The organism is Sphingobacterium sp. NGMCC 1.201703, assembly GCF_047784615.1.
GTDB lineage: Bacteria > Bacteroidota > Bacteroidia > Sphingobacteriales > Sphingobacteriaceae > Sphingobacterium.
In genome coordinates, this window is the sequence record NZ_JBLOHD010000006.1 from 392,835 (window position 1) to 416,009 (window position 23,175).

Genomic DNA, 23,175 nt, shown 5'->3' on the forward strand with positions numbered 1-23,175 from the left:
TTAAAAATTTTTTCAGAAAAAATTCGCAAATACGTTGTAGGATTTTTCGTTTTAATGAAAAGGTATGGCAAGGCAAGAGCAAGGCTATAAAAACTACTTTCCCGTTACTTAATCAGAAAATTTATTCCGTAAATTTGCATCGGAGACAATAAGCTTATGGAAAACAAGAAGATTTCGATATTGTATGTCGACGATGAGGAAAATAATCTATTTTCCTTTAAAGCGACATTTCGATTAAAATATAACGTGTTTACCGCTATCAGTGGTGCTAAAGCGATAGAACTTGTCAAAAGCAATCCCATTGATATTATTATCACTGACCAGCGGATGCCTGAAATGACGGGCGTGGAGTTTTTGGAAGAAATCATAAAAATTGACGCCGCACCAATGCGTATACTTTTAACAGGTTATGCTGATATGGCGGCGGTAGTCGATGCTGTCAATAAAGGAAAGATATTTCATTACCTCAATAAACCCTGGAGCGAGACGGAACTCGATCAAACGATTCAACGTGCCTATGAAGTGTATACAGAACGACAAAAAATAATAGAAACAAATGCGCAGCTCGAAACGTCTAATGATCAATTGGAGTTTATGCTACGTCAAAAATTGCTATCCTAAGAATTGTATTTTAGGATAGCAGTTCTTATTTGCTCGGTATCTTAACCGTAAATGTTGTGCCTGTATTTGCCGGTGATTGCACATCGATCGTCCCTTGTAACTTGATTAGTGCATTTTGTACATTGTATAAGCCAAATCCCATTCCCTTGGCCTGATCGCTGCCTCTAAAAAATAGTTTGAAAATATCGCTAATATGTTCAGGCGAAATTCCAATACCATTATCACTCACGATAATAGTCGCCTGTTGGTCTGAGACATCAACGGATAATTTGACGAAAGGATTCGTATGCTCCTTTTGCTGATATTTGAACGCGTTAGATAGCAGGTTATGTAAAATCAATTCCAGTATGGCTTTATCGCAATAGAAGGGTTCTTTCTGTTCCACATGAATATCGAATGTTACCTCCTTATTTTGTGTATACATATTATAGAATTGTCTAACATTGGCAAAAAGCTCGTCAAAATTAATTTCAGATAACATCAGTTCGCCTCTTCGCAAGAGATAATAGTCCCGAAGGCTATCGATGTAGGCATCTAGGCTGACCAGTGAACTATCCATGAGGCTAAGTAACTCATGGATACGGTCTATATTGTCAAATTCCAGCCCGAGTTTGACAGCGGAGAGAACACCTGTCAGTGGATCACGTAAATCATGACTCACGCTATAGGCAAACTTATCCAGTTCGTCATATGCTTTCTGCAGTTCTTGGTTCCTCGTTTCCAATAGCGAATTTGCAACATAAAATTTGTTGGCTTCTTCGATCGCTGAGATAATTTCTTCCTCCATCCAAGGTTTGCGAACAAAGCGGAATATATGCCCCTTATTGATCGCATCGATAACCGTATTCATGTCAGCATAGGCTGTCAATAAAATGCGGATTGGCTTCGGATAATCCTTTTTGATGCGGTGGAGAAAATCTATTCCCAGTTCTCCCGGCATGCGCTGATCGCAAAAGATCACACGGATATTCGGATTGGAAAGAAGTATTTTTTCGGCTTCGGCAGTATTCGATGCGGTATGAATGACATAATCGTATCTAAAATTTGCTTTAAAACCAACCAAGTTATTAGCCTCATCATCAATATATAATATTTCAAGCTCCTGCTGCATAATTTTATTATCTGGTTTATCTTCCCAAAAATGAACGAAATTAATGATAATTTATCGAACTATTCGGGGTTATTTTGGTGCCAATCCCTTTGTTGTATAGGAATGTGCAATGTAAAAGCTGTACCCTCCCCCTCTTCCGATTCCACAATAATCTTACCATGATGTTTAGCAATGGTATTATAAGCAATGGACATGCCTAAGCCTGTTCCTTCGCCGACATCTTTAGTCGTGAAAAAAGGTTCAAAAATTCGATCCCGAATGTTTTCCGGAATACCGATACCATTGTCTGCAATTTTAACAAAAATACCGGATTCATCCGCTGTAACTCCCGTTTCGATACTTAATTTTCCGCCGCTGTCATCAGCGAATTTTTTATTTATGGCATACACGGCATTAGTGATAATATTCATAAATACCTGATTCAATTTTCCTGCGTAGCATTCTACCCTTGGTAGATTACCATAATTCTTTTCCACTTCGATCGAATTGTTTATCAAACTGTTCAGGATCACCAAGGTAGAGGCCAGCCCTTCATTGATATCGGCAAATTTTAATGTGTCTTCGTCGACACGGGAAAAGATACGTAAACTTTTTACAATTTCTGCTGTGCGATGAGCCCCGTCACCCATTCCTTGCAGTAGAAAATCTACCTCGGTCTTTAGATAGTCAATATCTAGATCATCTTTAAATTTTTTGATCTGTACTTGTTTTTCGTTATCGGAAATATCTGGGTTAAATGCAATACGTTCGACTTCGTCCAACGTTGCCCAGATCATATTGATATCACGTTTGAGCGGGGTAATATTAGCCGTAACAAAGTTTATTGGGTTATTGATCTCGTGGGCAACTCCCGCGGTCAGCTGTCCTAGGGAAGCCATTTTTTCAGCTTCGACAAGTTGCGACTGGGCTTCTTTGAGGTGCTCCAGTGTGGTCTGCAATGAGGTATTGGATTCTGTTAGTTCCCGCGTCCGTTCCCCGACCTTCTGTTCCAATATTACATTCTGTTCACTAATAAGTCGCGCATTTTCTTGAGAAATCGCCAATTCCCGGTTATAGGCCTCTTCATTTTCCTGTTTCAGTATATTGATACTGTAAGCCAGACCAAACGAAAGTAAAGCCATTTCGATCACGGAAGCAATCTGTACCGCATTGCTTGTAAAGTTGTTATAATCTAGTATGCCATAATCCTTTAACAAAAATACAACAGATCCCAGGAGGAGCACTGTCCAGCCATAGACAAAGTATTTGGCCGGTTTATAGCCGCTTATCATGATGCGGTAAGATAGATAAAGGACAAACAGTGAGCCGGCTCCAGTAGTCACTTGCATCACGAAAAATGCTAGTTGTGTCTGACCAATCAATGCCAGAATTGTACCCGATACAAAGAACGCTATAAAAATGGTGATGATAGGCCTTGATCGAGGAGCATTCTTTGATAACCGAAGAAATGAACCAGCAAAGAGCAACGCGAAAAGCCCGGACAGACAACCGAAAATAATGGGGCCTTTGGTTGCAAAATAGGGCCAGGAAGGCCATAAATATTGAAAACTGTAACCTTTGATACCCATTTGGGTGATCCCGGCGCAGGCGACATATAATACGTAATAAAGGTAACCTCTCTCCCGTACGGAAAAGAACAGAAAAAGGTTGTAGATCGCCATAATGAATACAATCCCGATATAAATACCACTCAGGAGACTATCGCTATTCATCTGTCTCACAAATTGGCGCTTGCTGCTCAGATAAATGGGTAAAATAACCTGCTCAGTACTTTTAATACGAAGAAAGAATACCTTTTCAGACTTTCTGGGCAGATGGATGTCAAAGACATAATTGGCGACCTTATATTTCCGGCTGGAAAAATTTTGATGTTCTCCTAACTTTATGGATTGATAAGCGCCATTTTCGGAAGGACTGTATAATTCAATCTCGTCCAATAACGGATAGGCAATTTCTAAAAGAAAATCTAAATCTTGTTGGGTATTATTTTTGATCGGTAGTCGTAACCATATGGCATTTGGCGATGTCCCGAGATTAGGGACATCCCTATTCAAGGATTGAAAGGCTGAAGAAGATGACACTGTCGAAAAGTCTGAGTTTTCGGGGCCAGTATAGCGTGCAAGCGAATGTCCGACCAGCAGCCGTTGCCCAGGATCGTCGACGCTCAGCTTGGCATGTGTGGGTAAATATGCGCCTATAAATAGACAGAACAGTAGAAACCAGCACTTCATCTTTAGGATACTATTTTTCTGCTTGCGCGATTACTAAATTCATGGAAACCAAAAAACAGCCCGATTCATCCAATTGATTCAGCGTATGCTGAAAAGCATCATATTCAGCTTGACTTAATTTACCTTTTTCGAACATTTCCAATAGTATTCTGTCCAAAAATAAATAACGGTTAGCTTCTTCCCTAGAACGTGCAACCATATTGAATGTTTGCAATTGAACCTGTTGAAATCCATTGGCAAGGAGATCAGCGGTAAGCTTATTACCTGCCCAGCCGTTGTTGACTTTTTCTTCGGTCAGATAATGACATATCTTCGTTTCAATATTTACATGTTGCGTGTAAAAAGTCAGACTATTCCAGATGGTCTCTACGATAACCAAGGGCTGAGCTTTACGCAAGATGCGATAAACCTCGCGAAACATGTCCTGCGGAGCCGTCAGATGCTGAACAAGGCGTTCCATCCGTACGCCCGATACACTTTCATCCTCAAAATCGAGCTGGTATACCTCCCCTTGTACAAAACGAACATTGGGGATATCTTTACTGCTTGACTTAGCATGCTCTATCAACGCAGCGTCGTGATCCACGCCAACGATCTGTACAGCACTTCCCAACATATTTGCAAGGTTAATGGCGTCCATCCCGGTACCACATCCAAGATCGGTAACAAGCCCCCCTTTAATGGTGTGGAAAGGGCTATAGGAATGTATTTTTAGTTGCTTAAGAAAGTCTCCGGTGTCCTGTAGATAACCGGCCCCATAGTGTTTAGTTTCCATTACAAAATATTTAGATTACGATGATCTACTTTGAGATCCGCGGATGTGTGTTGCAAATTTTTTATGACTTCATCAAGATCCCAACGGTCTAGGTGGGGAATGTCGATTTGATAGTGAATTTCAATCTCTTTATTTCGCAGGGTTTCAATCCGGACGATATTGGAGTTGTTTCGGAGTGAAAATATTGCCGCCCTGTTTTCCTGATCCGCTTCTGTCAATGTGTCCAGATTTCTCATAATCATAACTGTTGCCAATAGATCCAACTTGGGATAGTAAAAAGTCCCGTTGTTACCGACGCTGGTATCTATTCGATAGCCTACACTCTCAGCTAGTTTAACCGTATACGGAGCGCATAAAGCAAACAGTGACTTGATCCCGATCTGTGTACTGATTGCTGCTCCGGCCCTTGTGAGGAAGATACTGCCGATACCATAACCTGCAATCTCACGGGAGTTCCATAGACCACAGCCCTCTCCGGTACCGTGAAGAGCATAATCGTATACTAAATCGTAGATACGTGCATCCATAGCGCCTGTAGCCTGTTCTATCGGTAGCGGCTCACTCCCTCCAGCGGCATGTATCCGGACTCCGCCATATACTTTCTCGCCATCAAGTGACTCTACAATAAGTACGAAAGATGCAGGATTATACATCCAGTCATTTTTGGATGAAGTAACTTTCTTGACACCGATTGCTGTCAAGACATGGGCATGCCCTTCTATAAAACGTTCACAGGTTTTGGGATCGTCGATAGCACGAAATGCTCTTAGTCTAACTACCGGACGTCCTTCGTTGAATAATAATGCCACCGAAATGCTAATTTATCGTTGAAACACAAAACTAATCAATAAAAAGCAAAGCTGTTTATCGGCCCTTCAAATAATCCGATTTATGATCTCTCTTTTACAAAATACCATATTTCAGAGAGAAACCATCCAAGAGGTGACTTAAACGGGTCTATGATTGCTATATCAACGTTTTGTAAACTATTGTTATGGGTAGGTTCTGTCTTTGACAGTTGAGTAAGGAATTTTTGGAGGGGGCTACCGAGCAGCCCTAGCTCTTTAGGTGGATTACCATAAACAGCGAGTAAGTCCGCCATGGCAGATCTTCGATGGAGTTGGGTTTTTCGGTATATATGCTCTGTCAGCTTATGCGTTGTAATCACTATAATTGGCTTGAAAGTCTCTGTGCGACCGAAAAGTACGATATGAAACGATAAAATTTTAGTAAATTGTCGCTGATTATGATCAATACAACACCATGGATAAGGTATAGACAATTGATGGTCACGGTGATATTTTCTTTCCGGACTTCGCTGGGGTATGCTTCTTTGTTGGGGGTATCCTGTTATCTTTTTTTAATTATTTTTCAGCCTTTTGGCACTTACAATTTTGAAGATTCCAGCAAGTACCTACTATTGGCCGGTTATGGGGCTATTTTCGCTTTTTCTTATCTATTGGCTTCTTTTGTATTATCCTGGGGGAGTGAATGGACCATGCGAAAGGAATTGGTACGCATGCTATTGGTATATGTATCAGCTTCAATATTGAATTTTCTGTATAATAGTTTGATTGTTAGTCAAGTCCCCATGCAATGGATTAACCTCGTATATATGGGGCTTTATACCCTATCTCTCTATGTGCCCATTGGGCTGATCTATTTTTTAGCAAGTTTACATATAAATCGGGCTAAGCCGACTACGTCGGTATCGAGCTCTGCGCCTCAGAGACCGGCCTCTCTGGTGCCGAAAAGCTTACTTGATGAGCATCTGTCAAACTCTGTCTCTCTCTCTCCTCTGTTTCTCCAGATCCTGTTTCTCTAGACGCTGTTTTGCCGATACAGGCGAACTTACCTGAACTGCATATATCGAACGCCATCTTTCAGAAGCCTGCTTCTCCAATACGGATAGGTTTAACGGATCAGCATGCTCTTATTTCTGGTACCAATGCTATTGTTTGTGTTGCCAATGGAAGCCAGCATTTATATTTTGGTCGACAGGATTTTATATTTGCCAAATCCATGGATAATTATTGCATAGTCTATTTGTACGAAGATAATAGGGTAAAAAAAGAGATCGTCCGTATTACACTAGGGAAGCTAGCCGCGTTGCTGACAGATGCAAATATCCACCGTTGCCATAGATCATATCTGGTTAACTTCGATAGGATATTGAGCAAAGAGGGCAATGCGCAAGGATTTCTATTGCGTTTCGAGGGTATGGAGGAGAATGCCTTTGTGTCCCGTTCGATGCTTCTTTCGGTAAAGTCCTACTTAGTGAAATAATCTTGCTTAATTAGTTCTAAGCTGCTGTTTGCCATTCGTCCCTAATCTTTGCTATCCGCCACTTACTTTTGTCAATTCTGAGATTGTCCTTTAGTTTTGTCCCAAAAAGTTATGAATCGCACAAATTTGAATTTATTTGTTTTGTTTTTGTTTTTCGGGGTTTACTTTGGTTTGGATCAATTATTCTTTGCTTCTGTCCATTCCAAAATGACCAGCATCTTTCACAACAGAACCTTGGGGCATATATCAACCTATGGACTTAGCTTACTCCCTCTGCTTGTAGGAGCGCTTTTACTTCGTCCAAAAGTTCAAGACAGCCTGATTTCTAAATTTGGTTTGAATGGATCATTAATATCGGGGCTAGCTATCGGTGTGTTGGCAACACTCCCGATGTTTATCGGGTATGCATTTAAGTTTTCCTTGATCAAAGAACCTGATTTCAATTCTTTGATGATTAATACTGTATCTGCTGGATTTTTTGAAGAGCTTATCTTTAGGGCTTATTTTTTTGGTCTTGTTTACCGTTATACACGCTTGGGTTTTATACCCGCTATTCTGGCGACGTCTTTCGTATTTGCGTTATTACATTTATATCAAAGTCAGGATCCGATGGAATTGGCGCTCATTTTCACGACAACATTTTTAGGATCGGTATTGTTTGGCTGGTTGTATACCGAATGGAAGTTTAATATCTGGGTTCCCATTGCTTTACATATCCTGATGAATCTGGCTTGGATGCTCTTTAATGTCGATGATACTGCCGCCGGAAACTGGTACGCGAATATCTTCCGCTTTTTGACGATCGCGATCGTTATCACATGGACAGTAATTAAGGCAAAAAGAATGCACAACGGTCTTCAGGTGAATCGTAAGACGCTTTGGCGAAAAAGCTAAAATTATTGTGAATGAAAAAGACAATAATTGCGGTGGCCGTTACTCAAAATAGCGATGAACCAAACCTGTTGGCTTTTTCATATTTATACCGGGAGGTAAGAACCCCTGAATACCAGTATTTTTTTTCGGCAGGGGAATCGCTATCTTCACCCTTATGAAAAGACTGCTATTTTTACCCCTGTGTTTGCTAATCGGCGGGACTATTTCCATCGGAATGTCAGGCTGCGGTGACCAATCGAAGAAGACGGATACCCAAAAGGGAGATTCTACTCAAATGGATTCGGTCGCAGTCAAGGATACTGCTGTGGCGGAGAAATTTCCTCCATTGCCGATCAACTACGATCAGACAAAAGTCTTGAAAAACCTCTATGTGGTCGACCGTGCTGGTGTGGTGTTACGCCAGGGCGCTGATGAAAGTGCTCCGGCACTTGGAAAGTATCCTTATGGTACCAAACTGGATGTAATCGGTGAGGAGGGCGGTTGGATTGCTGTGATGGATCGTATTCAACGGGATTATAAAGGGGCTAACGGCGAAGCCATTGATGTAACACAATGGGAAAAAGTATATGTGGAAAAATCTAAACTGGGCAAACAGGATAAAATTACAATCTCACCTAAGGATCTAAATATCATTGTCTCGCAGACGGTGAACGGAAAGGAAAGCTATTACGAAAAAGGGCATCCATTGGATAAGTATCTTTTTGTGGAATTGATCGATGAGCAGGCTTTTCTAGCCGCCCGAAATACAGCCAAAAATTATCTGATTAAGGATACATTGTCTTATAGCAAAAACGGGGACGTTTTGGAGTTACCACTGACAAACGGGAAAACATTGACGTTTACAGATAAGGATATAGACAATGAATCGGAAGCTCGCTATTCCTACATGGGGCATTACGATTTCCTGAATGCCTTTGCCGTTGCGGGAAACTATTGGGAAAGTGCTGATGTACGGCTTTTTGACCGAAAGGACGGGCATCTTATTGTGGAATGTGGCGATTATCCTTTCTTTTCCGTGGACAAAAAATATCTGATGACTTTGCATGCTGATCCCTATGAATCGACGGGTGACCTGCAACTCTTCCACGTGAAACAAGGGAAAGTGAGCCCACTGATTTCAGTAAGTTTTAAAGAATGGATGCCAAGTTGGAAAGAGGAATTATTATTTTGGGGAAAAGATGGACATATCTATGCGGCGGCTAATCATGTAAATGGTTACTGGGGTGAAGACGGTTCTTTAAGCGAACGCTCTCAATTTATCAGAATAAAGTTGCTAGAACCTTAAAATAGTATTTCTAAATAGGAATCTTATCGCAACAAATTTATGGGTATCGAACCCGTATAGGTACTATTTTCGGTTTTAAGTAAAACTATTCTGGAGTGCGCCTGTTGTATTCCATAAAATAGATTATAGTTTGTAATTTAGCTGGATGAAATTAAAAACCCTACTGTTATTTGTCGCACTATGTTGTTCATCCTTCTTCTTGAAGGCTCAGGATAGGTCTTGGAAGGAGCATAACAAATGGATATGGGGACCTTCTGTGGGATATCAGTACCAAAGTGGCAATTTTCTAAAAGTTTCCGGTTGGGGGCTGTTTGCACCCAACGACTTTCAGTACATGAAAATAGACGCTGGTGCAAATTTCAGTTGGATGGATAACAAAACAACTGTTATTCCGGAAGTGGGCTTCACCTATTATTTGAATGACTTTGTTCTGTTCCCATTTGTTAAGGCTGAGCTTACTCCTTATACGATTACGCCTAAAGTTGGCGCAAGTTTATTTTCCATTGTCGATCTGGGTATAGGTTATGGCTTTGATTACAATACAAAGAAAAATTTCAAGCCAATAGATGGTCTTACCGTATCTATAGGAGTGAATATACCATTGAATTTTCATCTCTATTAAATGATGAGTCATGCAAAATAAAAATATACTTTGGTTAGGTTGTATGGTTATTTTGCTTGCTTTTGGAAAAAAGGCAGCAGCACAGGACCATTTGATCGGTCCGACCCTGAGTTATCAGTTCCAAAAAGGGAGTATCATCAAAACCGGAGCTTATTTTGCATTTCCATTTGTAGGTGATAACATCTTGCGGGCAGATGCAACAGCCAACTTCACCTGGACTCAAAAGAAATTTGCGGTTATCCCGGAAGCGGCTTTAACCTATTATCCCCAAACCTATGTGCTGACTCCATTTGTACGTGCGGAAGTGACGCCTTATACTTTTACCCCGAAAATCGGTGCCAGCTTGGCAACACTTTTAGATCTCGATTTTGGATATGGCTTTTCCATCAATGACAAAAAAGATTATCGGCCGATGAAAGGATTTGCCGTGTCCCTTAGATTCAGTATTCCACTGAATTATAGGCTCAATATGTAACCCCTCCCACTATATTCTTCTTTTCCTTGCCGTTAAGTGCTCGTTCGATGACTTGAGCCTGGATCATTGGATGTGATTTAACAGCTTCACGAATAGTAAATCGGGTGTTCAATCCTAGGTTATTTATCAAGCCAATTTCTGAAAGCAGCGACTTTCTCCCTCGAAACGATCAGCTCGTCAGATTCATAATGCTTGAGATATATTTTTAATCTCGCATTGGAATGTACTGCAATGTTTTTGATGGCATCAAATTGCACGATAGCACTTCGGTTGATCCGAAAGAATTCTTTGGGTGATAATTGTGGGGTTAAGGCATCCAGTGTTTGGTCAAACAGATAATTCCCATTTTCATTGGTATATAAATAGGTGCCTTTGTTTTCGCTGTAAATGCACTCGATCTGTCGGGTGGTCACAACCTTGAGGCTCTGGCCGATCCTGATGGTAAAACGCTCCTTAAATGTTTGAGTGGTATTTTTAAATAATGCCTTAAAAGTTGCTAGATCAAATGGAGAGACTGGACGCCTAAACTGCAGAAACTTTTCAATCGCGTTTTCCAGTTCTTCATCTTCAATTGGCTTTAACAGGTAGTCGATGCTGTTTTGTTTAAATGCCCGTAACATATATTCATCATACGCTGTCGTGAAAATAATGGCCGAACTAGGTTTTATCTGCTCGAGGATCTCAAACGATATGCCATCAGCAAGTTGAATGTCCATAAAAAGTAGATCAGGCTCGTCGTTTGATCTAAACCATTCAATCGATTCTTCTACGGTCTGTAGTGTGGCTGACACCGTATAACCGAGCCGCTCCAATTTTCTTCGGAGCAGTCTCGCAGAAGGAAGTTCGTCTTCTATAATTAATATTTTCATTGCATATTTTCGTTCTCATTGATCGTCTGATCCCTGAGTGGTTTATTTATTTCGCATTCAGGTCATACCTGCCCGCTTATGACATTTAATTGCTACTGGTATTTTCTTTGTTTTATTTAATGGCCTCTTGGACCGGATTGATCCTTGTCGTCAAATGTTACTGCATTGACTTATGTTTGAATTCGCTGGTTTTCATGCTACTGTTTCGGCAATAATCGGCAGCCCGACAGAGAAGAAATCCGCGCTTTCCTCAATGTAAACTGGTTGATCGGACAGTAATGCATAACGCTCCTGAATATTTTTCAAACCGATTCCGGAATTGCCGTTGAGCACTTTCTTTTTCTGTAAATTGTTCTCAACATATAAATAGTCCTTTTTACGATAAATCTTTAGCATCAGTGGACTCTTTAACGAAATAACATTGTGCTTGACTACATTTTCGATGAGCAATTGAAGCGAAAGCGGTAAAATAAAACCATTGATCTCGTTTTCATGAATATGTAGATCAATCTGGATACCTGCTTCAAACCGTAGACTCAAAAGATTCAAATAAGCTTTTGAAAACGTAATCTCTTCCTGTAAAGAAACAAGACTCTTGTCTTTGTGATCCAGTACATAGCGGTATATCTTGGATAGGTCTGTGGTAAAAAGGCTAGCCTTTTTGGGATCTTCTTCAATCAGTCCATTCAGCACATTTAAGCTGTTGAACAGAAAGTGTGGATCCAATTGGTTTTTTAAAGATTCGAACTGCGCCGTGATCTGTTGTTTTTCCCGTTCAGATTCTTTAATCTGATAGTCTTTGAACCTTTTATAAAAATAGAATCCAAAAAACAGCATTGAAATAAACCAGGAAATAATCGCAAGTTGAAAGTAGTAAGCAACACGCTGCTGATTAATGAAATGATTGAAGCGCTGGAGAAAGTCTTTGGAACCAGTCGGGATAAAAAGACCCGAAAGAAAAGCATTCACTAAAAAAACGACAAATATGGTCAAGATAAAGCTGATGCTATAAAAAACAACCATTTTTTTTCCAAAGTCTTTACTGTTTGGGTACTTATCCGCCACCCATTTTGATAGATAGCCATGACTCAGAAAGAGAAAAAAACCATACAATATACCTCTGACCATATTAGGGTGCAAGATGATCGATAACAAAGGGACATCTTTATGATCGAGTTTGGCTACAACTACAAAATAGATGGAGACAACCACACTTGCTAATATGGCCTGAATAATGGCTTTAAATGGGAATCTTTTCACAGCAATATTATTTGCACTCTTTCAGTATTTGTTCTGCCCGGTCTTTACCCCAAGAAGGGGAAAATGGAGCAGTCACTTTTTCTTCATTGAATAAAGATAGGGCTTTCTTGACATCCTCGCATTCTTTACTGCTGTCCTGATTGAAATATTTTTTGGCGTTCATCCGGAATTCAGCTAGCCCTAACATCGCTCGTGGATTATTTGGCGTGATTGCCAATGCTTTTTTATACAAACCAATGATGGTCGGTGATAGCTCCTTGGCTTTTGTCATGGGATCGGTTACCATTAATGCGGTTTTATTCATTGCCCGCAACACAAGCCATTCCGAGTTGTTGTCCTGCGTACTGTTATTCAGGATGTCTTCGGCAGATTGTATGTATTTTGCTTGCGTTTCTTTGTTCTTTTCCCTAAAGGCGGCTGTCGTTAGGATCATTGCCTGATAATAGATCGGAATCCAATTGTCTTTTTCGGCTTGGCTGATTCGTTCCAGGAGTGCAGACGCTTTCTGTATCTCTCCAGACTGCCATAGGCCCATGGCTTGCCTCATACTTTTTTCATAGTTGCTTTGTGCAAATGCGGTGCTGCTTATGAAGCAGATAATGGCGATAATAATTGATTTCATGATTTTTCGTTTAGTAGTTAACATTTTGATTCTTCGATAGCGGGTTCATATTTTGTTGAACTCCAGTGAAGTTGCCAATAGTTGCCGGCAATCGGGAATAATTTTGGATGAACCGACATATTTTGATGATGAGTTGTTGATTGTTATAGATTATCCAGTTGATTGTTTTTTTCATTTTTACTTATTGTCCAGAAATAGCCCAAAAAGACAAAGCGTTTAGCTGTAGGCACAATAGGTCTCCGGTCATAAATGTCCTGAGTATTCGGTCGGTCTGCATATTGATATCCATAGATTGGTGAAGCTCCGAGCACATTACTGACAGAGAAATGGATAATTTTTTGCTGACTGTAGAGGAATGACCAACTCATAGATAGATTATTATATCCTTTGGTGTGACCATTCATAAAAGTGGTTTGGTTAGGATCGTTGTAATTTCTTCCTGAAACAATCGAATTTGTCAAACTGAGCTGTGAACGGAGGCTTGCAAACCAGTATTTTCCAACAATAAAAAGGCTATGCTTATAAACATAAGAGGGAGTAACTGTATGGGGATAGTTCGCTTCATCTCTTTTGCTATCCGTGTAGGAGTATGAAATCCAGTATTGTAGATTCTTTACGCTACCGGTGTTTTTGTAAAATACATCAAAGCCTTTGACTTTGCCGTTGCCATTGTTGTCATATTGACTGTCGTACCCTGCTGTTTGGCTGTTATATTTTATCAGGTTGTCGTATGTCTTATGGTAGGCTTCCAGACGCAACAGGTGTCCACTTTTCTCGTAAAAGTAATTTGCGATATAATGTTTGGCGGCTAGCCAACCCAGCTGAGGATCATATTTTAAAAGTGAACTGGGGGCTTGTTGATGAAACGTTCCATAGGCCAGCGAGAGCTGAGTGTACTTGTTCAAAGCGTAGCCCAAGGATGCCCTTGGCTCTATTGTTTTTTTGCTTTGTAAATTGGAGGTAGTTCCCCGTAGTCCGATCTTTCCAATAAGGTTAGGTAATAGGCCAAAAGTGGTTTCGGTAAACAGTGCAGTCATTTTGCTATGGTATCCATAGCTGTAGGCGAGTTCTTGGCGATGGTATTCTTCTTTGTAATTGTTGTCAAAATATTCTATTCCCCAAATGCTTTTTATACTGTTTTTCCAGGTTTTCCTTATGGTTCCTTTTAAATGGAGGCTCTTTTCGTCGTTGGGCAGGTAAATATCACTGTAATGGAGCTTGTCTCTCAGATAGCCTATTCCAACACCTGAATGGAATGCCCAGCGATTTCCTAGGTCTTGACTATAGGTGATGTTGGCGTAGTTATTGTTTGACTTCTTTTTCAATGGGATAGGCTCTTCGTAATTGATGTCGGATTGGTAAAGCCCCATATTCTCAAAATTGTACGCCCCATAAATATTTAGAAAACCTTTTTTAAACTGATGGCGATAGATCAGTTCTCCGGAAGCGTTTTCATAGGGCTTGGTCCATCTGATATCAGGGGTAATGATTTTTGAATAGGGCTTTAAGTTTGTATAGCTGCTGTTGAATGTCAGTGAATTTTTACCCCATTGTAATGTATGCCCAAGACCAAGGCCTACAGATGATAAGGAAACTTCTGTCTCGGGTTGTTCAATGGTGTTTTCTGTACTAAGGGCCAAAATGCTGGATAAGGCATTGCCAAATTCCGCGGAATAACCTCCGGTAGAAAAATTGACGCCCTTAAAGAGCATTGGCGAAAACCGACCCCTGACAGGAACTTCATTTGGGGTTGCGGTATAGGGTTGCGCTACCCGTATTCCATTAATGTAAGTTTGTGTTTCGGAGGCATCTCCGCCGTGAACCATGAGACGGCCGTTTTCTCCCGCAACTTGTGCGCCCGGTAATGTTGCCAAAGCACTAATGATGTTGCCCATGCTTCCTGCTGTCGTGACGATGTCCAAGGGGCTCATCACCGTGTTTTTGCCTGAGCTGTTGGCTTGAAGGGCCCCTGCCTGAATACTGACCTCTTGCAATCGATTCTCACTACCCTGCAATTGAATGATCAAAAGTTCCTTATATGGTAATTCAATAGGTTTGCTATACAGTGGACGACCTACAACGGACGCTTTGATCGTCTTGGCACCCCGCTCATTGGTTTCAAAAGTAAAATTTCCGAGCGAGTCTGTTGTACTCCCATCGTAGGTACCTTCTATATAAACATTAGCTAAATAGATAGGTTTACCATTTTTCTCTACTACCCTGCCTTTGAGAATAGACTGTGCGAAAATAGTGGAAGTACTTAAAAATAGTAAGGTTAATAGAAGCTTCATTTTGTTGATTTTTACCCAAAAATGGAATGCAGCAGCTGCTTCCCCGAAAAAGAGTGTATGAAATGTCAAAATATCATGATGAATGTGGTATTCCGATTTTATGCTGTAAATTAATGTCTAAAATGAAGCCGGTCATCTTAATGGGCGGTTAAATTAAGTCACGGAAAGATGCGAATTACCATTTTAGATGACTATCAAGATGCTGTCCGAAAGTTGGATTGTTTCAAAATACTTGATGGTCATGATGTTCAGATATTGAAACAATCCTATTCAGATCCCCTTGAATTGGCAGAAAAGCTAAAAAATACGGAGGCATTGGTACTGATCAGGGAACGGATGAAAATCACGGCAGATCTGCTCAGCAGGCTCCCAGATCTCCGGCTCATCAGCCAAACCGGTAAAATTTCCAACCACCTTGATCTGGCGACCTGCAGTGCTTATCAGGTCGCTGTGGCAGAAAGCATAGGCTCCCCTGTTGCGCCTGCAGAATTGACTTGGCTGTTAATTATGAACGGTCTGCGCCGACTGCCACAAGCGATTGCAGCAATGAAAGCAGGGCAATGGCAGACGAATATAGGGCAGTCTGTGGCGGGGAGAACGATAGGGATATGGAGCTACGGAAAGATTGGGCGCCGTGTTGCCCAGTATGCCAAGGCCTTTGGCGCGGAGGTGATTGTATGGGGTAGCGAGAGTTCTCGGGAAGAGGCTGTAAAAGATGGGTTCTTAGCCGCGTCCAGTAAGTCGGATTTCTTTCATTTTGCGGATGTGGTAACACTGCACCTAAGGTTGGTGCCAGAAACCAGAGGTATCGTAAAGTTGGAAGATCTACGTTCCATGAAAACATCAGCGCTATTCGTAAATACTTCGCGCGCGGAATTGCTTGAACAAGGTGCACTTTTGGACGCATTGAAAAGTGGGGTTCCAGGTGCAGCTGCGGTTGACGTTTACGAGTCAGAACCGATCGTGGATCCCAATTATTCCTTGCTTCAGATGCCAAATGTGATCTGCACCCCGCATTTGGGCTACGTGGAAGAGAATGGCTATGAACAGCTGTTTAAGTTAGCTTTTGAAAATATTGTTGCTTTTGAGAAAGGTACACCACAACATATCGCCAACCCAGAGGTTTTGAAGGACTGATGGGAATGTCTATTGACAGTTGGTTCGTAATCTAGGAAATTGTAACTTGAAATGCTACCCTTTGTTATGAGTAGATCAAAAGATTAGGGAATAAATGTCCCGCCGCAATGGGATAGATGTCAAACCAAATGTGTATTATTGATTGAAATCAAACTGTCCAAAAGGAAAAGCGCTCCTCTCGGTAATTGAAAAATTTAAAGAAGGGTGTTTGAGGACACGAGCAGGATGAAAGAAAAATGGGCTGTCTTTCCTTTTTAGAGGACAGCCGCCTAAGAGTTTAAATGAGAAATTTCACAAAACTTGATCAGCCTACGGGGCGTTCGATATACCTGGATGAAAAGGAATACCTCTTTTTTGGAGGAACATCCTATCTGGGCTTGGCAACGGATAAAGCTTATGCCGAACTTTTTATTGAGGGAGTACAACGTTATGGGATTAACAACGGGACTTCCCGAAACAATAATGTACAGCAGGCTATATTTGACCAAGCGGAAGAATATGCGGCCCAGCGATTTGGATTTGATGCAGGGTTATTGCTGTCAAGCGGTTACTTGGCAACCCAATTTGTTGTTAAAACGTTATCAAAGGAAGGTGAAATGCTTTATGCACCAGCGACTCATCCGTCTCTGTGGCTTGATATGAATCCGGATATAGGCGGTGATTTTAAGTCTTGGAGTGCACGTACAGTCGATTATATCAATCAGTCCAAAACAAATTCATTTGTTATCGTTAGCAATAGCCTGGATAATATGAAGCCGGAGCAGTATGATTTTTCAATATTTGATACAATTGCAGCGAATAAGCAAGTGACTTTGGTATTGGACGATTCCCATGGTATAGGCGTATTGTATGACAATGGCATTTCCTTAGCTGATCGTGGTTTTCTGAGAGACAATATCGAGCTGATTGTCGTGGCCTCCTTGGCAAAGGGCTTAGCGACAGACGCGGGCCTGATTTTGGCCAGCCAGAAACGGATAGCACAGCTTAAAAAATCAAATTTTTATACTGGAGCCTCCCCGAGTTCCCCCGCGAGTCTTTATGCTTTTGTAAATGGGGAGCACCTCTATCGCCGGCAATTTGAAAAGTTACAGGCGAACATCCAGTATTTCGGATCACTTGCCCACGGACATTTAAATGCCACCGCTAATTTCCCGGTCTTCTCTTCCGCAGATAGCGGTCTCTATGCAAGGCTGATGGAGGCAGGTATAGTGGTGTCAAGTTTTCCTTATCCGCTTGCTACAGACCCATTATTGAATAGAATTGTTGTCAATGCACATCATACCTTGGAAGATTTAAAACGTATTAGCCATGCAATTGGCGTATCTTGATTTTTTTATGACATCCAATGAATCAACTTGTTGTAAATTAGGAAATTGTTGTTAATTTTGGAATTTATTTAGCGGTTTGCGCGTTGTGTAATCTCGTTAATTGATTGTAAATGTTTGGCTTTTGGAAGCTTATTTATCAAAAAAGTATTTAAATAATTTCCATTCCTCATTTTAAAACAATACTTTTGCATCCCCAAACATTAGTTGGCTTAAGGGTTGAAAAATAAATAATTACAGTAAAATAGATATGACTAAAGCAGAAATTATTGCAGAAATCTCTAACAAAACTGGCTTAGAGAAGGTAGATGTTCAAGAGACCGTAGAGGCGTTCTTCAAAGTTGTCAAAAACGCAATGATCGGAGGAGAAAATGTATATGTAAGAGGTTTTGGTAGCTTCGTAGTCAAAAAAAGAGCTGAGAAGACTGCAAGAAACATTTCAAAAAATACAGCGATCATTATTCCAGAGCACTTTGTTCCTAGCTTCAAGCCAGCTAAGATTTTCGTTGAGAAAGTAAAAAACGGCAATAAATAATCTTTAAAATAGATTAAAATGGCAAAAACCAAACAGATAATAGTCATAGGAGCAGTAGTAGCCTTAGTTGCTGTGCTATTTGCGCAGCCTATTAAAGGTTTGGTGGACAAAGAAAAACAAACTGCTGCAGCATCTGAATCGAAACCTTCCAATGAAGTAAATTTGGAAAATATCTCTTCGATGACAAAACAAGGTTTAGATGCTAGTTTAGTCAAAGAAATTTCCGATATTGAGGCCCAAGTTGCAAAAGCTTCTGGTGAAGATAAGATAAAGCTGTTGCAACAGTTGGCAGATAAGTGGGACGATGTCGCAAAACCAGCCCCTCAGGCATTTGTGTATGAGGAAATGGCAAAGGTTTCTCCTCAATTTGAGTATTGGTTGAAAGCGGGTAATGCGTATCGTGCAGCTTACACAAACTTGCAAGATTCTACTTTAGCCCAAGCGCTTAACCAGAATGCGATTCATGCGTATGAGGCGGCATTAAAAGCAAATTCAAGTAGTCTTGATGCAAAAACAGGGTTAGGTGCCGCAATGGTATCTGGCACAAACAACCCAATGGCAGGTATTGCTTTATTGCGTGAAGTTGTTGCTGCTGATCCGAAAAATTTAGAAGCAAATAAAACTTTGGGATTGTTTTCGTTACAGTCCCGTCAGTTTGACAAAGCTATCGAGCGCTTTAAGACCGTTATCGATCAGAAGCCCGATGCAGAGTCATACTTTTACTTAGCCACAGGCTATGAAAATATTGGGATGAAAAAGGAAGCTGTAGCTGCTTTTCAAAAAAGCAAGGAGCTGGCTGCTGATCCATCCCTATCACAATTCATCGACCGCAAGATCGGGGAATTGAGCAAGTAATTAATTTATTATTTTATAATCATTAAAAAATTTAGCTATGCCAAGCGGAAAAAAAAGAAAAAGACACAAGATGGCTACTCACAAACGTAAAAAACGTTTAAGAAAAAATAGACACAAGAAAAAATAGTCTTGTGATGAGCTTTTAAACATCTTGGCCCATTTTGCTGAGATAGCTTTACGAAATGATCTACATGTCTTTTAAAGGATATGTAGATTGTTTTTTTCGTAACAACGTTCTTTAAATGTTTAATCAGATACCAAAAATTGCGATAGGATATTGCATAGGTATCAAAAATGAGTAGCTTTTGGTAAAGGAATTAATTATCGATTCAACTCCTGATAAAGGGGTAACTATTGCTTTACTACAAGATAAGCAGCTTGTTGAACTTAACCGCGAGCCCGCAAATAACAATTTCGCTGTCGGGGATATTTATCTTGGACGAATCAAGCGGATAATGCCGGGGCTAAATGCGGCTTTCGTAGATGTAGGCTACGAAAAGGATGCATTTCTACATTACCTGGATTTGGGTCCTCAGGTTCAATCTTTGCTAAAGCTTACGCGTATCGTAAAGAATGGCAGTTATCAAGAGAAACTGCTCAATAGTTTAAAACTTGAAAAGGATATCGATAAAGCTGGTAAGATCTCTGATGTCTTGAGCAAAAACATGCTCGTGCCAGTACAAATCGCCAAAGAACCCATCTCAACAAAGGGACCTCGTCTGAGCTCAGACCTTTCAATTGCAGGTCGTTTTGTCGTTTTGGTACCTTTCTCAAGTACTGTTTCCATTTCCAAACGTATCAAAGGTAGTAACGAACGTAACCGCCTCAAAAAGATTGTCGAAGGTATTAAACCCGCTAATTTTGGTGTAATTATCCGTACAGTCTCCGAAGGTAAAGGTGTCGAGGAACTACAACGTGACTTATTGGACCTGATCTCAAAATGGGAGCTATTTACCAAACGTCTTCGTAATGCTGAACCACCACAAAAGGTTCTCGGCGAAATGGATCGTGCATCCACTATTCTACGGGATATCCTGACGGATGAGTTTTCGCATATTTATGTTAATGATCCTTCGATCTTCGAAGAAACAAAATCATATATACACGATATATCTCCTGATCTGGAGAAAATTGTAAAACTTTACAAACATAAAGAACCAATTTTCGACCATTTCGGAGTTGAAAAGCAAATCAAGGCAGCTTTTGGCAAAACTGTTACTTTGCCCGGCGGCGCGTATCTCGTTATCGAGCATACCGAGGCCCTGCATGTAATCGATGTCAATAGTGGTAACCGTTCTGCAAATAAGGAGAATCAGGAGGATAATGCATTGCTGGTCAATATGGAAGCAGCAAAGGAAATTGCGCGACAACTGCGCTTGCGTGATATGGGGGGAATTGTAGTCATTGATTTCATTGATATGCATAAGCCCAATCATCGAAAAGAGTTGTATACGTTCTTAAAAGAATGTATGGTGTCGGATAGAGCGAGACATACGATCCTGCCGCCAAGTAAATTTGGCCTGGTACAGATCACCCGTCAACGTGTAAGACCTGAGATGAATATTGTCACAAACGAGAAATGTCCGGCTTGTGATGGTACAGGTGAAATCCGATCAAGTATTGTCCTAATGGATGATATTGAAAATAATTTGAGCTTTATTCTTCAAGAACAAAACGAAAAGAAGGTGACCTTGTGTGTTCACCCTTACATAGACGCCTACATTAAGTCTGGTCTGATTTCTAAAAGAATGAAATGGTTTATGAAGTACGGAAAATGGATAAAAGTAAATCCCATGACCTCGTATTATCTAACGGAATTCCATTTCTTCAATGCGAAGGATGAAGAAATCAAGTTATAATAGAAAGAGATTAACGAAAAGGGTTAGTAGTGATACTAACCCTTTTTTGTTTATATCCAATGGATGTTGATCCCATCTTTTTCCATTTTTCGGAAGTAAGTCATCTGGCGTTTGGCATATCTGTGTATTTCTGTTTCTAACTTGGTGAAGAAAATGCTGTAATCCATTTCTCCAAGAAGATACAGTGAGGCATATTTGTACTCCAAACCGTAGTATTGCAACTGTTCATGGGTAAGCCCTCCGGCCAGTAATTGTTCGACTTCTTGCAAAAAACCGTTTTCTATGCGCTCTTTCAGTCGTTTGCTGATGCCTATTCGCCTTTTCTCTAAAGGTGGATTTAGACCAATAACGAACACTTCTGGCGCTTGCTGCTGGGGTTTGAAGTCCGGGTTTTGTTGGAGAAACTCCAATATTTCGATGGCCCGTATAATGCGTTTATCTGTTGAGCAGTCTATCTGTAAGTCTAAGGGACAGGTGTAGGTCTTTAGCCGGTCCATTAACGCAGGCCTTGTCTGACCCACAAGCGCTTCTTTGAATCCTGTTATACTAGGAATCAGTGCATAAGGCTTCTGTTGGATAACGCTCTGCAGATATAAGCCCGTACCTCCGCACAGAATTGTATATTTATCCTTTTTCAAAACGGATTGATACGCCTGATTGAAATCTATGATGAAATTTCCAAGATTGTATTTTGTTCCGGGTTCTTGTATATCAATGAGATGATAAGGAATATCTTGATATTCACTAAGGTCTTTTCCGGTACCGATATCCATGCGTCTGTAAATTTGACGGGAATCCGCACTGATGATTTCGGCATCAATTCGTTGGGCAAGTTGAACGGCCAGTTTGGTTTTTCCGGAGGCTGTAGGCCCCAGTATAACGATAACTTTCTCTTTTGGAACGTTTTCCTGTTCCAAAAGAGAAAGTATATGTCTTAATCTGTCTATCACACGACAAATTTAGTCCATTTTTCTGTTCCTTCGTTATTTTTTACAACAGTGTCAATAAAAGTCATACCTCTTACACCATCGTATACAGTAGGAAAATCTTGTTCTTCAGCGGTCGGGGTTCTGCCCTCTCGTTTTGCAGTGACCGTCAAGGTAAAGTTGCGGTAAATGTTTGCAAAGGATTCCAACAGACCTTCTGGGTGACCAGCAGGAATACGTGTATTATGCGTAGCGAAAGAACTCAATGTATATGGAGCTGTATAGGCATTTCCGGTACGGTACAATTGACGTGGCTGATCGAGCATTTTGATGATCAGGTTGTTCGGATCTTCGTTGGCCCACTCTAGTCCTCCTTTTTCCCCGTAAATACGGATACGGACAGCGTTCTCCTCTCCTGCTGAGATCTGTGATGCCATTAATACGCCTTTTGCACCATTTTCGAAACGCAACAATACCGAACCATCATCATCCAATAGTCGGCCTTCAACAAATGTTGTCAAATCAGCACATACTTCTTCAATTTTTAGTCCCGAAACATATTCCGCAAGATGAGCCGCATGGGTACCGATATCGCCCATCACCAAAGATTTACCTGAACGTTTAGGGTCTGCGCGCCATGCTGCACCAGCATTACCCTCACGCTCGGTTAAACGGCTCAACCAGCCTTGTGGGTATTCAACAACAATTTTTCTTATTTTACCAAAGTGGCCTTCTTTTACCATCGCTTTGGCCTGTTTGACCATAGGATAACCTGAATAAGTATGTGTCAGACATAATGTACGGCCTGTACGCTCTACAATCTCCTGCAATTCTTTTGCTTCCTCAACAGATACAGTCATTGGTTTTTCAACCACAACATCGAAACCTTTTTCCATGGCCAATTTTGCTGGAGCAAAATGTAGGAAGTTGGGGGTAACAATCGTTACAAAATCCATGCGTTCACCCTCGGGAAGCAGAGATTCTTTCTCGATCATCTCTTCGTAGCTTAAATAAACGCGCTCTGGAGCGACAAATAAGTCCTCCCCAGATTGTTTTGAAATCTGTGGGTCGATGCTAAATGCACCACAAACCAACTCAATCTTGCCATCCATAAAAGCAGCGATGCGGTGTACAGCTCCAATAAAGGCGTCATTTCCGCCTCCGACCATACCCATGCGAAGTTTTCTCTTCATAAC

23 protein-coding genes are annotated in these 23,175 nt (G+C 40.9%); 13 read left to right on the forward strand and 10 right to left on the reverse strand.

Features of this window, described 5'->3' with window-relative positions:
- Nucleotides 1-156: 156 nt before the first annotated feature.
- Entirely contained in the window at nt 157-621 is a 465-nt protein-coding gene (locus tag ACK8HY_RS15250) for a response regulator (protein ID WP_077436944.1), read from the forward strand.
- Nucleotides 622-646: 25 nt separating this feature from the next.
- Here ACK8HY_RS15250 and ACK8HY_RS15255 read toward each other — a convergent pair whose 3' ends face one another.
- Genes ACK8HY_RS15255 through ACK8HY_RS15270 form a run of 4 tightly spaced genes read right to left on the reverse strand, consistent with a single transcriptional unit; the run spans nt 647 to nt 5,547 of the window.
- The gene (locus ACK8HY_RS15255) at nt 647-1,732 is read right to left on the reverse strand and encodes an ATP-binding protein (protein WP_416134146.1); all 1,086 of its coding nucleotides are present in this window, start codon (nt 1,730-1,732) and stop codon (nt 647-649) included.
- A gap of 59 nt (nt 1,733-1,791) precedes the next feature.
- Nucleotides 1,792-3,963, reverse strand: a complete 2,172-nt coding sequence (locus ACK8HY_RS15260; protein WP_416134147.1) for a 7TM diverse intracellular signaling domain-containing protein — start codon at nt 3,961-3,963, stop codon at nt 1,792-1,794.
- Between the two features lie 10 nt (nt 3,964-3,973).
- A complete protein-coding gene (locus tag ACK8HY_RS15265; RefSeq protein ID WP_416134148.1) occupies nt 3,974-4,738 on the reverse strand; it encodes a methyltransferase domain-containing protein in 765 nt (254 codons plus the stop codon).
- On the reverse strand, nt 4,738-5,547 hold the full coding sequence (locus ACK8HY_RS15270; protein WP_077436948.1) for a hypothetical protein: 810 nt from the start codon (nt 5,545-5,547) through the stop codon (nt 4,738-4,740). Before ACK8HY_RS15270 ends, ACK8HY_RS15265 begins: the two co-directional genes overlap by 1 nt.
- Nucleotides 5,548-5,984: 437 nt before the next feature.
- On the opposite strand from ACK8HY_RS15270, the gene ACK8HY_RS15275 reads away from it, so the two are divergent.
- The 7 genes from ACK8HY_RS15275 (at nt 5,985) to ACK8HY_RS15305 (ending at nt 10,300) form a co-directional block, all read left to right on the forward strand.
- Entirely contained in the window at nt 5,985-6,563 is a 579-nt protein-coding gene (locus ACK8HY_RS15275) for a hypothetical protein (protein ID WP_416134149.1), read from the forward strand.
- Nucleotides 6,564-6,571: 8 nt separating this feature from the next.
- On the forward strand, nt 6,572-7,024 hold the full coding sequence (locus tag ACK8HY_RS15280) for a LytTR family transcriptional regulator DNA-binding domain-containing protein (RefSeq protein WP_416134150.1): 453 nt from the start codon (nt 6,572-6,574) through the stop codon (nt 7,022-7,024).
- A gap of 111 nt (nt 7,025-7,135) precedes the next feature.
- Nucleotides 7,136-7,918 (forward strand): lysostaphin resistance A-like protein, encoded by a 783-nt coding sequence (locus ACK8HY_RS15285; RefSeq protein ID WP_416134151.1) that lies wholly within the window; start codon nt 7,136-7,138, stop codon nt 7,916-7,918.
- An 11-nt stretch (nt 7,919-7,929) separates the two neighbouring features.
- On the forward strand, nt 7,930-8,076 hold the full coding sequence (locus tag ACK8HY_RS15290) for a hypothetical protein (RefSeq protein ID WP_175992060.1): 147 nt from the start codon (nt 7,930-7,932) through the stop codon (nt 8,074-8,076).
- Entirely contained in the window at nt 8,073-9,203 is a 1,131-nt protein-coding gene (locus tag ACK8HY_RS15295; protein ID WP_416134152.1) for an SH3 domain-containing protein, read from the forward strand. Before ACK8HY_RS15290 ends, ACK8HY_RS15295 begins: the two co-directional genes overlap by 4 nt.
- Before the next feature lie 145 nt (nt 9,204-9,348).
- Entirely contained in the window at nt 9,349-9,825 is a 477-nt protein-coding gene (locus ACK8HY_RS15300; RefSeq protein WP_416134153.1) for a hypothetical protein, read from the forward strand.
- 10 nt (nt 9,826-9,835) lie between these two features.
- Nucleotides 9,836-10,300 carry a hypothetical protein gene (locus ACK8HY_RS15305; protein WP_077436954.1) on the forward strand — a complete coding sequence of 155 codons (465 nt, stop codon included), beginning with the start codon at nt 9,836-9,838 and terminating at the stop codon, nt 10,298-10,300.
- Between the two features lie 119 nt (nt 10,301-10,419).
- Here ACK8HY_RS15305 and ACK8HY_RS15310 read toward each other — a convergent pair whose 3' ends face one another.
- The 4 genes from ACK8HY_RS15310 to ACK8HY_RS15325 all read right to left on the reverse strand — a co-directional run bounded on the left by ACK8HY_RS15310 (nt 10,420) and on the right by ACK8HY_RS15325 (nt 15,342).
- Complete coding sequence (locus ACK8HY_RS15310; protein ID WP_077436955.1) at nt 10,420-11,169, reverse strand: LytR/AlgR family response regulator transcription factor; 750 nt, start codon at nt 11,167-11,169, stop codon at nt 10,420-10,422.
- 192 nt (nt 11,170-11,361) lie between these two features.
- Nucleotides 11,362-12,429, reverse strand: a complete 1,068-nt coding sequence (locus ACK8HY_RS15315; protein ID WP_077436956.1) for a sensor histidine kinase — start codon at nt 12,427-12,429, stop codon at nt 11,362-11,364.
- A 7-nt stretch (nt 12,430-12,436) separates the two neighbouring features.
- On the reverse strand, nt 12,437-13,051 hold the full coding sequence (locus ACK8HY_RS15320) for a tetratricopeptide repeat protein (protein WP_077436957.1): 615 nt from the start codon (nt 13,049-13,051) through the stop codon (nt 12,437-12,439).
- A gap of 143 nt (nt 13,052-13,194) precedes the next feature.
- On the reverse strand, nt 13,195-15,342 hold the full coding sequence (locus tag ACK8HY_RS15325) for a carboxypeptidase-like regulatory domain-containing protein (RefSeq protein WP_416134154.1): 2,148 nt from the start codon (nt 15,340-15,342) through the stop codon (nt 13,195-13,197).
- A 168-nt stretch (nt 15,343-15,510) separates the two neighbouring features.
- On the opposite strand from ACK8HY_RS15325, the gene ACK8HY_RS15330 reads away from it, so the two are divergent.
- From ACK8HY_RS15330 to ACK8HY_RS15350, 5 genes are all read left to right on the forward strand, one after another.
- Complete coding sequence (locus ACK8HY_RS15330; protein ID WP_416134155.1) at nt 15,511-16,479, forward strand: D-2-hydroxyacid dehydrogenase family protein; 969 nt, start codon at nt 15,511-15,513, stop codon at nt 16,477-16,479.
- A 281-nt stretch (nt 16,480-16,760) separates the two neighbouring features.
- The gene (locus ACK8HY_RS15335) at nt 16,761-17,807 is read left to right on the forward strand and encodes an aminotransferase class I/II-fold pyridoxal phosphate-dependent enzyme (RefSeq protein ID WP_077436959.1); all 1,047 of its coding nucleotides are present in this window, start codon (nt 16,761-16,763) and stop codon (nt 17,805-17,807) included.
- 247 nt (nt 17,808-18,054) lie between these two features.
- Nucleotides 18,055-18,339 (forward strand): HU family DNA-binding protein, encoded by a 285-nt coding sequence (locus ACK8HY_RS15340; protein WP_028071165.1) that lies wholly within the window; start codon nt 18,055-18,057, stop codon nt 18,337-18,339.
- Between the two features lie 18 nt (nt 18,340-18,357).
- Nucleotides 18,358-19,194 (forward strand): tetratricopeptide repeat protein, encoded by an 837-nt coding sequence (locus tag ACK8HY_RS15345; protein WP_077436960.1) that lies wholly within the window; start codon nt 18,358-18,360, stop codon nt 19,192-19,194.
- Between the two features lie 305 nt (nt 19,195-19,499).
- The gene (locus tag ACK8HY_RS15350) at nt 19,500-21,053 is read left to right on the forward strand and encodes an Rne/Rng family ribonuclease (RefSeq protein WP_077436961.1); all 1,554 of its coding nucleotides are present in this window, start codon (nt 19,500-19,502) and stop codon (nt 21,051-21,053) included.
- Between the two features lie 50 nt (nt 21,054-21,103).
- Here the strand turns inward: ACK8HY_RS15350 and miaA are convergent, their stop codons facing one another.
- Nucleotides 21,104-22,003, reverse strand: coding sequence for a tRNA (adenosine(37)-N6)-dimethylallyltransferase MiaA (gene miaA / locus ACK8HY_RS15355; RefSeq protein ID WP_416134156.1), 900 nt, complete (start codon nt 22,001-22,003; stop codon nt 21,104-21,106).
- Nucleotides 22,000-23,172: a Gfo/Idh/MocA family protein gene (locus tag ACK8HY_RS15360; protein WP_416134157.1), complete on the reverse strand. Its 1,173-nt coding sequence runs from the start codon at nt 23,170-23,172 to the stop codon at nt 22,000-22,002. Before ACK8HY_RS15360 ends, miaA begins: the two co-directional genes overlap by 4 nt.
- Nucleotides 23,173-23,175 lie beyond the last annotated feature (3 nt).

Excerpts from the sequence above, each read along its gene's own strand:
- ACK8HY_RS15250 (WP_077436944.1), top strand. The coding sequence starts at position 157 with ATGGAAAACAAGAAGATTTCGATATTGTATGTCGACGATGAGGAAAAT.
- ACK8HY_RS15255 (WP_416134146.1), bottom strand. The coding sequence starts at position 1,732 with ATGCAGCAGGAGCTTGAAATATTATATATTGATGATGAGGCTAATAAC.
- ACK8HY_RS15260 (WP_416134147.1), bottom strand. The coding sequence starts at position 3,963 with ATGAAGTGCTGGTTTCTACTGTTCTGTCTATTTATAGGCGCATATTTA.
- ACK8HY_RS15265 (WP_416134148.1), bottom strand. The coding sequence starts at position 4,738 with ATGGAAACTAAACACTATGGGGCCGGTTATCTACAGGACACCGGAGAC.
- ACK8HY_RS15275 (WP_416134149.1), top strand. The coding sequence starts at position 5,985 with ATGATCAATACAACACCATGGATAAGGTATAGACAATTGATGGTCACG.
- ACK8HY_RS15285 (WP_416134151.1), top strand. The coding sequence starts at position 7,136 with ATGAATCGCACAAATTTGAATTTATTTGTTTTGTTTTTGTTTTTCGGG.
- ACK8HY_RS15290 (WP_175992060.1), top strand. The coding sequence starts at position 7,930 with ATGAAAAAGACAATAATTGCGGTGGCCGTTACTCAAAATAGCGATGAA.
- ACK8HY_RS15295 (WP_416134152.1), top strand. The coding sequence starts at position 8,073 with ATGAAAAGACTGCTATTTTTACCCCTGTGTTTGCTAATCGGCGGGACT.
- ACK8HY_RS15300 (WP_416134153.1), top strand. The coding sequence starts at position 9,349 with ATGAAATTAAAAACCCTACTGTTATTTGTCGCACTATGTTGTTCATCC.
- ACK8HY_RS15305 (WP_077436954.1), top strand. The coding sequence starts at position 9,836 with ATGCAAAATAAAAATATACTTTGGTTAGGTTGTATGGTTATTTTGCTT.
- ACK8HY_RS15310 (WP_077436955.1), bottom strand. The coding sequence starts at position 11,169 with ATGAAAATATTAATTATAGAAGACGAACTTCCTTCTGCGAGACTGCTC.
- ACK8HY_RS15320 (WP_077436957.1), bottom strand. The coding sequence starts at position 13,051 with ATGAAATCAATTATTATCGCCATTATCTGCTTCATAAGCAGCACCGCA.
- ACK8HY_RS15325 (WP_416134154.1), bottom strand. The coding sequence starts at position 15,342 with ATGAAGCTTCTATTAACCTTACTATTTTTAAGTACTTCCACTATTTTC.
- ACK8HY_RS15330 (WP_416134155.1), top strand. The coding sequence starts at position 15,511 with ATGCGAATTACCATTTTAGATGACTATCAAGATGCTGTCCGAAAGTTG.
- ACK8HY_RS15335 (WP_077436959.1), top strand. The coding sequence starts at position 16,761 with ATGAGAAATTTCACAAAACTTGATCAGCCTACGGGGCGTTCGATATAC.
- ACK8HY_RS15340 (WP_028071165.1), top strand. The coding sequence starts at position 18,055 with ATGACTAAAGCAGAAATTATTGCAGAAATCTCTAACAAAACTGGCTTA.
- ACK8HY_RS15345 (WP_077436960.1), top strand. The coding sequence starts at position 18,358 with ATGGCAAAAACCAAACAGATAATAGTCATAGGAGCAGTAGTAGCCTTA.
- ACK8HY_RS15360 (WP_416134157.1), bottom strand. The coding sequence starts at position 23,172 with ATGAAGAGAAAACTTCGCATGGGTATGGTCGGAGGCGGAAATGACGCC.